This window comes from Coleofasciculus sp. FACHB-542 (genome assembly GCF_014695825.1).
Taxonomy (GTDB): domain Bacteria; phylum Cyanobacteriota; class Cyanobacteriia; order Cyanobacteriales; family FACHB-T130; genus FACHB-T130.
In genome coordinates this window covers 66,731-77,713 of the sequence record NZ_JACJPB010000039.1, presented here as the reverse complement: position 1 = coordinate 77,713, position 10,983 = coordinate 66,731, and the positions used below count along the sequence as shown (strand labels likewise).

The window sequence follows — 10,983 nt, the reverse complement described above, 5'->3', positions numbered from 1 at the left end:
CGGACAGCGATGTCTTTCCGTTTTATGGAGTGGGTGAACGCTAATCGAGATGTATTCTCAGCCTATAAAGCTGCTTTGGGTTTTATTTGGGCTTGAAATCTGTTTAAGTCCCGTTAACTCCCAGTTGAAATTGGCTGATGGTAATATTACCTTGGGGCAGTTAATGACTCCAGGCTGGCGGCTGCCTAATCTTTCTGATGTGTTTCTCTCTTGTTGCGAAACTGGTTTGGGCGTGCCGGAAATAACGAATGATATTCTCACCCTCTCCACAGGTTTTTTATGTGCTGGTGCCAGAAGTGTTGTCAGTACACTTTGGTCAGTCGATGACTTAGCCACAGCATTATTTTCCATTTTTTACTATCAGCATCGACAACAAGATAAAAGCCGCCCCGAATCTCTGCAACAAGCTCAAATCAAACTGCGTGAACTGAACAAAGATGATATTAAAAAAATATCGAGTCAGACACTCGTCGCATGGAAAGAAACAAAAAGCAAGCGAGATCAATATCAGCCTGGTTCATCTGATTATGTGGAGTGGAATCGTAAACATCAGATCTACGGTGTAGTCATAGGACAGCTTAACCCACACAAAAATTCTTTAGATGAATATCCCTTCTCACATCATCGCTACTGGGCTGCTTTCACCTGCCAAGGCTTGCGATGATTGTACTCTATATAACAGTGAGGAATAGGCACGATCTCTTTCAGTTCACCTTTCAATATGATGGGGTTTGAAGGACGCGATCGCTTTCATCTTCTAATTGATGAGTAGATATATTGAGCTAAATTCCCAAAGCGATCCAGATGAGCTAGCGATCGCCTTTATAGGGTAATAAACATAGCATTATTGAGGCTGGCGTGTCTCCTCGTCCGTAGCAGGTGGCAGAGCGAAATTGCCCCAAGGAAGTTTCGTTGTCGTATCAATATCTAACAGAAATAAGGTTAGAGAAGTTTCTGAGTTAGAAATGACAGCGACGTGACTGGCTATCCCCAAGGTGTTAGCGTGACGGAAGGATTCGGGTAAGACTCGAACGGTGGATAAGGGGACATCTATCAAAGCGGGAACGGTTTCAACGGGGATACCATACAATTCGCTTTCTCTAGTTTGAATAACGATCAGGTAGGCTCCCTGTAGGGTTTCGTGGGTTGGTTTGGATGAAAATAACCGCTGCTGTAAATCCAAAACGGTCACTTCGCGATCGCCTACATGAGCAATGCCGACTCCATTCAGTCCGCTGCCAAAAATCTGGATAGAATTCAGCACTTTGTAGATGGACTCAATCCGCAAACCCAAGTTTAAGCTACCAATGCTAAAGACAAGCACTTTGATAGCGGGGACAGAAGCGGAAACATCTAACCGATCAAAATCCGGGGGGGTTGAGTTGATTAAAATACTATTCATGCCTTTTTTTCATGGGAAAAGTAGGATTTATCCCTCCCATTCCCGGAGAGGGTTGGGGTGGGGTTCCGGACTGCGATTGATGTTTTTAAAAACGATGCTCCCATTATGCTCAGCCACGAACGGCAGTTGCTCCTAAAGATTCACTTTTGTCAAAAAGGGCTTTGAGCGCTGCTAAAAATTCTTGCTCTAAGTAAGGTTTGCTAAAGTAAGCACTGGCTCCCAAGTGAGTGGCTAATTGTCGATGTTTTTCACTACTGCGGGAAGTCAGCATTGCTACAGGTATTTTCGATAGTTGCGGATCTTGACGACGATGGTTAAGAAATTCAAAGCCATTTAGATTCGGCATTTCTACATCGCAAACTACCATTTGAATGTTGGAATTTTGCTGTAACTGTTCGATGGCTTCCCGTCCATCTCTTGCTTGTAAGACGCGGTATCCTGCTTTTTGGAGTGTTAAAGCTAAAGTTTGCCTCAGGGTAATGGAGTCATCTACGATTAATATCAAAGGCGATTTAGCTGTGTTTGCGGATACTTTAGTTTTATCAATTGATGCAGTTTGGATGGGGGAAGCAGTTGGCAGATCGGTGAAAGTAGTCGTAGCGATCGCGTTCTTACTTTGCCCAACCATCTGGGTGAGAAGCGTTGCCCCATCAATTACCGGAATCAGGCTCCCATCTCCTAAAATCGTGCAACCGTAAATATAACTTGGAGGCGCGATCGCTGCACCAAAGGGTTTGATCACCAATTCTTGCTCTGTGACCAAGCGATCGATTTCTAAGGCAAGAATTTGGTTATCTCGGCGGATTAGCAGCATCGGTGGTGCCCAAGCTTCGGGAGTGGGAACGGCGACTAAAGCTTGGCTGGGAATTGATTCAGGCAACGGACAACTATAGTCCAGTAATTCTGATAAGTGATAGACAGGAACGATTCGCTTGCGCCAGTGCAAGAATCTCTGTTTTCCAGAGTGCTTCATCTGGTCAGTTTTCGGAATGACGATCTCTTCAATGCTGTCAGCGGGGAAGGCATAAGCAGCGGAACCGACCAAGCAGACGAGTAATTTGGCAATCGTCAGCGTCAGGGGGATGCGTAACGTAAAGGTAGTTCCTCGTCCGGGAGTGGTGGTGATAGTGATGGTGCCTTTGAGCGATCGCAGTTGCGATCGCGCCACATCTAATCCCACACCTCGACCCGATAGTTCGCTGACTTGAGCCGCAGTGGAAAATCCTGGCTCAAATAGTAAATCTAAAAGTCGAGTGGTTGAAGTTGTAACCACTTGTTCTGGTGAAAGCAACCCCAACTCTAGTGCTTTCAAACGGATGCGTTCTAGGTTGACTCCTTGACCGTCATCCCGTACTTCAATAATCGTGTGGCTCCCCTGATGATAAGCCTGAATTTCAATCTGACCCCGCTCCGGTTTCCCTTGCTGACGGCGTACTTCTGGTGGCTCAATCCCGTGATCGAAGGCATTGCGGAGCAAGTGCAGTAAAGGATCGTTGAGTTTTTCTAAAGCGGCTTTATCAACTAAAACTCCCGTCCCGCTTAATTTCAGCTCGACTGGCTTTTTGTATTTTGTGGAAAGGTCGCGCAAAACTCTAGGAAAGCGACTCAACACTTCGCGCAGGGGAAGCATCCGCGCCCACATCAAATCATCCCGCAAGTGGGCGATCATTTGACGTTGACTTTCTAAAGTTTGGCTTGACTGTCCAGCTAAGTGTGCTACATCCCCGACGATTTCTTCGAGTTGCACCATCTCTTCGAGGCTCTCTTGCACCATTGAGTGCAATGCTCCATAGCTGTCCATCTCTAGGGAGTCAAACGAAGAAGTTAGGGGTGTAGAGGTGCTAGAAGACAGGGGATTATGCTCTATATTTTCCTCGGTTTCAGACGCAGGAAATCGCGTTTTTACATCCGGCTTTTCTGCTTTTCGAGGTACGAAAGTTTGCTGGTCTGACGCAATAGAATGGCGTTCTGGAGCCACTATCATCTGGTCTGATAAATCGCGCAGATGATTGGCGATTTCCTGAAATTTAGTAAACCGCCGCAGCAGTTCTTGCACCGTTGCTTGCAGTTGTTCGTTTTGGAGGAAAAGACCGTTTCGGTTAATGGCAAGTTCACCCACCAAGTTATTCATTCGTTCCAGTCGATCTAAGTCAACTCGAACAGAAAGTTGGGGAGTGGAATTGGTAGGGACAATGGTTTCCTTCTTCTTGTCTTTGGCAGCAGGCAATTTAGCGGGTTTAGAAGTTTTAGGCGCTGCTTTGTCGATTTCAGACTGAATTAGCTGAGGCGAATTTTCTGGGTTGGCTAGATTGACCGGAAGCTCGGTTACGGAAGGTAAAGTCTCAAATAATTGCTCGATTTTCTGAACAACTGCTTGAATATTCGTTGGGGATTTTGTTTCAATTAATTCTGAGTGTATTTCTGGAGCTGGCGGTGAAATAGTAACTAGGTTAGTTTCTTCAATAGCTAGCTCTAATTCAGGAATTTCCTCAACCTGCGCTATCGCCTCTGCTACTTCAAAAGAGGATAAATTTTCAATCTCAATCCCTGGTAAATTTGAGGCAAAACTACCGAAAACTTCATCTAGAGAAGGAGGGGAAGCGAGGATTTCTTCTTGAGCGATTAACTCAAATTCTTGATTTAGATTAGCTGCTGGTAGCGCCGGAAGTTTCAGTCCGTCGAAAGAGTAATTATTAGGAAATTCTGTAATTTCTGCTGTTAATTTTGAATTATTGAAAATTTTATCTGAAGTTTGTTTCTGTTCTCGCTCGTCTAAGTTTGGTTCGAGACTTTCCTCATCTGTAGTTAAGGTTAGATGCTCAGGTTCATCAACTTTGAGAAGAGGGAGTTGATTTTGAGTTGATAGGCTGGACTCTGAGAAATCAAGAATTTCGTCGAAAGCAGCGATAGAAGTTAGCGTTTCCCCTGGAATGCCTAACTCGGTTTTGGAAATTTCTTCAGATGTGAATAGTGCCGAAACTTCTAGGAAATCTTCATTGATTTCAGAAGGGAGGACAGAGCTACCAAAAATATCTTCAATAGAAGAAAAGGAAAAGGAGAGCGCTGATTCCTTTTCATCTTCAGTCAGTGTCAGTAGCTCTAATTCGGGAGCCAGTTGGACGCCTGTAACCGTTGATCCAGGGGAAGTTTGAACTGGAGAAGTAGCAGCAAGTTTTGTTAAAGCGGTAGAGGGAGAACCACCAAGCAAGCGATCGCCTGCGAGTACGTCTTCTCTCGCTGCCAGAAAATCAGCTAATGCCAGTTGAGCAATCTGCAAGGCTTGTTCGGGATGAGCATCGAGCGCCGCCAAAGTAGTTTGAGCGATCGCTCCAAATCCTGGCAAACTTAATAATTCTGCGATGCCGGTAAATACATCAGCGAGTGCCCGCAATTCTCCGGCTACTTGATTGCTCTCAGGATGGGCTAAAACATGAGTGAGGCGCTCTAGTTCTTGCGCCACGTCCACTTCAAATATCGATAAGGTGATATCAATTCCCAATTCCACCGCATTGGGTAAAACTTCCTCTCCGGTGAGGAAATCTCCTAATTGTGCCTCAATTTTGGCAAACACGGGTTCGGCGATCGCGATCGCCTGTTCTGCGTTGAAATGACCCGCCAGAATCTGCTCCGTTAAAGGGAGGCGGAGACAATCATAGGCTTGCAGCAATAAGCTTTCTAGTTCGGCATCAATCTCTAACTCTTTGTTGTGGAGCGCCTTAAAGATGTCTTCAAGGCGGTGAGCTATCGTTTTGATCGTTTCGAGTCCCACGCAAGCAGATCCCCCTTTAATCGAGTGAGCCGCACGCATGAGACTGTGAACTTTCGCGGTTGTCCGCTCTGTCTTGAGCGTCAGCAGTTCCGATTCGATGACCTGCAACAGCTCTGGAGCTTCTTGAATGAAGAACTGATAGGCTTGGTCGCGGATATCAGAGTCGAGCGCCATAATACTGAATTGGTAATTGGTAATTAGTAATTGGTAATTGGGGAATAGGCGTATGGGAATTGGGAATTAGTAATTGATAATTGGGGAAAAGGGGTTTAGTAATTGATAGTTGGCTGGATTCTTCCCCCTACCAATTACCCATTACCAATTACCCATTACCAATTACCCATTACCAATTACCCATTACCAATTACCCATTACCGATTACCCATTAGCTAACTTTAAATCGACCCACGTTTGCTTGCAGTTCTTGCGCCAACGCTAGCAATTCCTTAAAGGATGCCGATACATCGGTGGCTCCCGTTGAGGTTTTAGTGGCGATCGCTGCCACGTCGGTCATGGTTTTGGTGACTGCATCGGAAGCTTTGGATTGCACGACAGCCGCTTGGGCGATCGCTTCCACCAAGGCGCTGATCTGGGCGCTGGCAGTCGTAATTTTGTTCAGGCTTTGGCGGGTTTCATCCACCAGTTTCGTCCCTGTAACGACCTGCTCAGTGCCTGCTTCCATCGCCGCTACCACCTCATTGGTTTCTGCTTGAATGCCTGCAACCAGCTTTTCGATTTCCGCCGTTGCTGCTGCCGATTGCCGCGCTAGCGATCGCACTTCATCTGCAACTACGGCGAAGCCTCGACCCTCTTCCCCAGCGCGTGCCGCCTCAATTGAAGCATTGAGCGCCAACAAGTTCGTTTGAGCGGCAAAGGTGCCAATTAGGTTCACCACTTTGGAAATCTTTTGCGAAGATTCGCCCAAGCGCTTGACTTTTTTGGAGGTTTCTGCGACAGTTTCCCGAATCGCTAGAATCCCGTCCACCGTGCGGTTCATGGCAGCGTCACCCTCCTTCACAATCTGCGTCGCTTGTTGAACCGCAGCTTCCGCTTGTTCGGCATTGGCAGCAACCGCTCGAATCGAGGTGGACATTTCCTGAATTCGATCCAGAGCAGCTAAAATTTCCTCCGATTGCCGTAAAGCTTCTGCCGATAGCTCTTGAACAGAGACTTCATTGCTGCTGGTGGTTGCTGCCACTTGTTTGGCGGCGGTTTGCACCTGGCTAACAATTTTCCGTAAGCTACCGATCGTGGCATTGTAGGAGTCAGCAATCGTGCCAATTTCATCCTCAGTCACCTGCGCCCGAATGGTGAGGTCTCCTTTACTGACAGGATCGACTTCCAGCAGCAGTTCCAGCGCTCGTTTTTGCAGGGCTTCCTTGGCTGACCTTTGCTGTTCGGCATTTGCAGATTGTTGGCGGGTCGCTTCCTCTTGCGCCGCCAGCAAAGTTTGAATCTGTTCCAGCAGCGTCGCTTGGTTGAGGGCAATACCCACTTGAGTTGTCAACTGGGTGAACAAATCGATTTCACCCTTCTGCCAAATGCGAGTCCCCGAACATTGATGAGCAATCATCAAGCCGAATAGCTCGTTATCTACTACGATGGGCACGACCAAGTTAGCTTTGACTTGAAAGCGCTCCAACATTTTAATGTGACACTCGTTCAGACCCGCTTGATAAATATCCTCAATCGCACGAATGCGCCCTTTGTTGTAGCTTCCCCCCTGCGTCTCTTTCAAGCAGGTATCTTCAACTTTGACTCCTTGAGTGGGCATCCAACCCGTCGCTACAGATTCTGCAATTACCGTCCCATCCCAGTTCGCATCGAAGCGATAGACGATTAAGCGATCTGTTTTAAATGCGCGTCGCACCTCTTCGACCGCTGTATTCAGAATGTCTTCCAGCTTCAGAGATTCCCGAATGCGGAGGGTAATCATCGACAAAAGTTGCGATCGCGTGGCTTGAGCTTCTTTCTGTTCCAGATAGCTGATACGGTCTATCGCCAAACCAACTTGAGTGGACAACTGCGTGCAGATAGCGACTTCAGACTGCTGCCAAGTCCGAGGGGTTGAACACTGCTGGGTACACATTAAGCCCAGTAGTTTGTCACCGCTAACAATCGGGGTGATCACATTGGCTTTGATTTTTAATCGCTCGTACAACTCAACGTGACAAGGGGCGAGATTCGCTTGATAAATGTCATCGATAACAAACACGCGACCTTTGCGGTACAACTCTACCCCCGCCTCTGAGTCGGTGAAATAGGTATCTGCTACTTTCATGTTCATGCAGGTCGGTAATCCGGGTGTCACCGCTTCCGCAACTACATTCCCACTCCAGTCCGGGTTAAAGCGATACAAAAACACCCGTTCCGCATTCAGGATTTGTTGAGCGCCAATCACTGCTTTCTCGAAAACCTCTTTGACATCGAGAGATTCACGAGCGCTGTTGGCAATATCTGCAAACAATTGTGTCAAATTGGCTTCGACTTCTCGCTGTTTTGCTTCCGCTTCCTTCTGTTTAAGGAAACTGATTCGGTCTAAAGCTAAGCCGATTTGAGTAGATAACTGCGAGCAAAAATCTACTTCATACTGCTGCCAAGTCCGAGGAGTAGAACACTGCTGCGTACACATCAAGCCTAATAGTTTGTCACCGCTGACAATCGGGGTGATTACATTGGCTTTGATTTTTAATCGCTCGTACAGCTCAATGTGACAACCTGTAAGATTGGCTTGATAGATGTCATTAATGACAAATACACGACCCTTGCGATACTTTTCTACACCCACATTCGAGTCGGTGAAGTAAGTATCGGTCACGGTCATTTTCAGGCACGAAGGTAAGCCGGTTGTCACCGCTTCCGCAACAACATCTCCACTCCAATCCGAGTTAAAGCGATACAAAAACACTCGTTCTGCATTCAGGATTTGTTGAGCGCCAACAACGGCTTTTTCAAATACTTCCTTGACATCTAGCAACTCACGAGCGCTAGTAGCAATATCAGCACACAGTTGAATGCGCTTAGCTTCAACTTCTTGCTGTTTTGCTTCAGTTTCTTTCTGTTCTAGAAAACTGATTCGGTCTAGAGCTAAGCCGACTTGAGTAGATAACTGCGAGCAAAAGTCTACTTCATACTGCTGCCAATTCCGAGGATTTGAACACTGTTGCGTACACAGCAAGCCTAATAGTTTATCACCGCTGACAATCGGGGTAATCACATTGGCTCTAATTCTTAATCGCTCATACAACTCAACGTGGCAATAAGTCAAACCAGATTGATAAATATCATTAATGACAAATACGCGACCATTGCGATATCTTTCTACCCCCACATTCGAGTCGGTGAAGTAAGTATCGGTAACAGTCATTTTTAGACAGGAAGGCCAACCCGGCATTACTGATTCAGCAACTACATCCCCACTCCAATCTGGGTTGAAGCGATATAAAAACACCCGTTCCGCATTCAGGATTTGTTGAGCGCCAACAACGGCTTTTTCAAATACTTCCTTGACATCGAGAGATTCACGAGCGCTAGTAGCAATATCGGCACACAGTTGAATGCGCTTAGCTTCAACTTCTTGCTGTTTTGCTTCAGCTTCCTTCTGTTCTAAGAAACTGATTCGGTCTAGAGCTAAGCCGACTTGAGTAGACAACTGCGAACAAAAATCGACTTCATACTGCTGCCAATTCCGAGCATTTGAACACTGCTGCGTACACAGCAAACCTAATAGTTTATCACCGCTGACAATCGGGGTAATCACATTGGCTTTGATTTTTAATCGCTCATACAACTCAATGTGGCAACCCGTAAGATTGGCTTTGTAGATGTCATTGATGACAAACACGCGACCATTGCGGTATCGTTCTACCCCTGCGGGAGAGTCGGTGAAGTAGGTATCCGTGACGGTCATTTTTAAGCAGGAAGGCCAACCTGGAGCAATAGATTCCGCGACGATATCTCCACTCCAGTCTGGATTGAAGCGATACAAAAACACCCGTTCTGCTTTGAGGATTTGTTGAGTTCCTTGAACGGCTTTCTCGAAAATTTCTTTGACATCTAACGATTCTCTAGCGCTGGTGGCAATATCGGCACACAACTGTAATCGCTTGGCTTCAACTTCTTGTTGTTTAGCTTCAACTTCCCGCTTTTGCAAATAGCCAATCCGGTCTATGGCTAGACCTAATTGAGTAGACACCTGGGTACAGAAATCGACTTCAGACTGCTGCCAAGTCCGAGGATTAGAACAATGCTGCGTACACATCAAGCCGAGTAGTTTGTCGCCGCTAATCAGCGGGGTAATTACATTGGCTTTGATTTTTAATCGCTCATATAATTCAATGTGGCAAGGGGTGAGATTGGCTTTGTAGATGTCATCAATGACAAAAACGCGGCCCTTCCGATAGAGTTCTACTCCCACCTTGGAAGAGGTGAAGTAGGTATCAGCTACCTTGATTTTCATGCAGGTCGGCAATCCGGGCGCTACCGCTTCGGCAACAACATAGCCACTCCAGTCAGGATTGAAGCGATAGATGAATACTCGTTCTGCATTCAGGATTTGTTGCGTGCCTTGAACTGCTTTCTTGAATACTTCGTGAATATCAAGAGATTCTCTGGCACTGGTAGCAATATCAGCACATAGTTGTAATCGCTTGCCTTCAACTTCTTGCTTGCTTAATAAGTCTTTAACTCGTGCTACCAAGTTATTGAAGCTGACAGCTAGAGTTTGGGTTTCAGTAGTCCCGCGAGGTTCAACGTAGGCATCCAAATTTCCGGCAGCAACCTGCTCTGATGTACCCGTCAATTCTTTCAAAGGAGCAGACCAGCGGCGTGCTAAACTCACCACAATGCCTGCACCTACAGCTCCCAAGGAAAGAAAAATTAGGACAAAAATTAGTCCATGCTCATTTCCAGCCGCAGCAATTTCCGAAAGTTCAATTGAGGTGACACTGACCAAATCGATGCCAGGAACTGCGGCAAGGCTATACTTTCTGCCGTCCCGATCGAGTGAAGTAGTCAGAACTAATTGTCCCTCTTGGTGAACGTAAGGGATAATGGTAAGTCCCTGGAGTTGACCTGTCGTGGCAACGTAGCTTGGCTTTTTCCCAAGGGGAGCGTTTTCCCCAAAATTAGCCTTTTGTACTTCTAGTTCGGCTAACAGAGCTGTGGCTGTTTGTAAAACCGCATCGCCACCCAATACTTCTTTTTGAGCGATCGCGCCATTAGATGTAATGGTACTAATAACGGCTTTGCTTGCCGGAGCCAAAATCTGAATTTTTTCAGTGTTACTCAGTCCTACATGCTCCAACGGCACCGCTAGTTCGTCAAAGTTAGCAGCACGCGCAACATCAATAGTTAAGGAATTTTCTGCCAAAGACGACGAAATCAAAGCATCCTTGACCTTTACGCCAGCCAAGTTGGAGGATAGCATCGCGTCATTCCATAATTTCGTCTCGGTGCGCCCAGATGCTTGATAATTCGTCATCCCCCAGCTCACGATACCTGCGATCGCTAGCGGTGCTAGTACCACAGGTAAGATTGTCCTCAACAATTGGCTGCGGAGCGTGGGGCTTTTAGATAGATTCAGTTGTGGAGGCGGCGGGTTAATGTGGTCTTGCTCTGTTTGCTCTAGCTGCTCTTTTCCCTTGTTCTCTACCTTTTGCTCAAGATTTTGAGAGCCGTTTAAATCTTGTTGGTTCGGAATGAGCTTAAGAGGAGGGGGTTGATGGCTAACACCTGTCTTGCGACCCCGGAGACGACGCTTAATATTGGCTTTTGTTGTATCTGATTGAGGATCGGAAGGCGTCTTCATAGT

4 protein-coding genes are annotated in these 10,983 nt (G+C 46.6%); 1 reads left to right on the top strand and 3 read right to left on the bottom strand.

Going from position 1 to position 10,983, the window contains the following annotated elements; all coding sequences use genetic code 11:
- The first annotated feature begins 64 nt into the window (after positions 1 to 64).
- Entirely contained in the window at positions 65 to 664 is a 600-nt protein-coding gene (locus H6F52_RS14435; RefSeq protein WP_347276216.1) for a CHAT domain-containing protein, read from the top strand.
- A 180-nt stretch (positions 665 to 844) separates the two neighbouring features.
- Here H6F52_RS14435 and H6F52_RS14430 read toward each other — a convergent pair whose 3' ends face one another.
- The 3 genes from H6F52_RS14430 to H6F52_RS14420 form a co-directional block, all read right to left on the bottom strand.
- On the bottom strand, positions 845 to 1,402 hold the full coding sequence (locus tag H6F52_RS14430) for a chemotaxis protein CheW (RefSeq protein WP_190535708.1): 558 nt from the start codon (positions 1,400 to 1,402) through the stop codon (positions 845 to 847).
- Positions 1,403 to 1,511: 109 nt separating this feature from the next.
- A complete protein-coding gene (locus tag H6F52_RS14425; RefSeq protein ID WP_190535706.1) occupies positions 1,512 to 5,345 on the bottom strand; it encodes a response regulator in 3,834 nt (1,277 codons plus the stop codon).
- A gap of 211 nt (positions 5,346 to 5,556) precedes the next feature.
- Positions 5,557 to 10,980, bottom strand: coding sequence for a GAF domain-containing protein (locus tag H6F52_RS14420; RefSeq protein ID WP_190535704.1), 5,424 nt, complete (start codon positions 10,978 to 10,980; stop codon positions 5,557 to 5,559).
- Positions 10,981 to 10,983 lie beyond the last annotated feature (3 nt).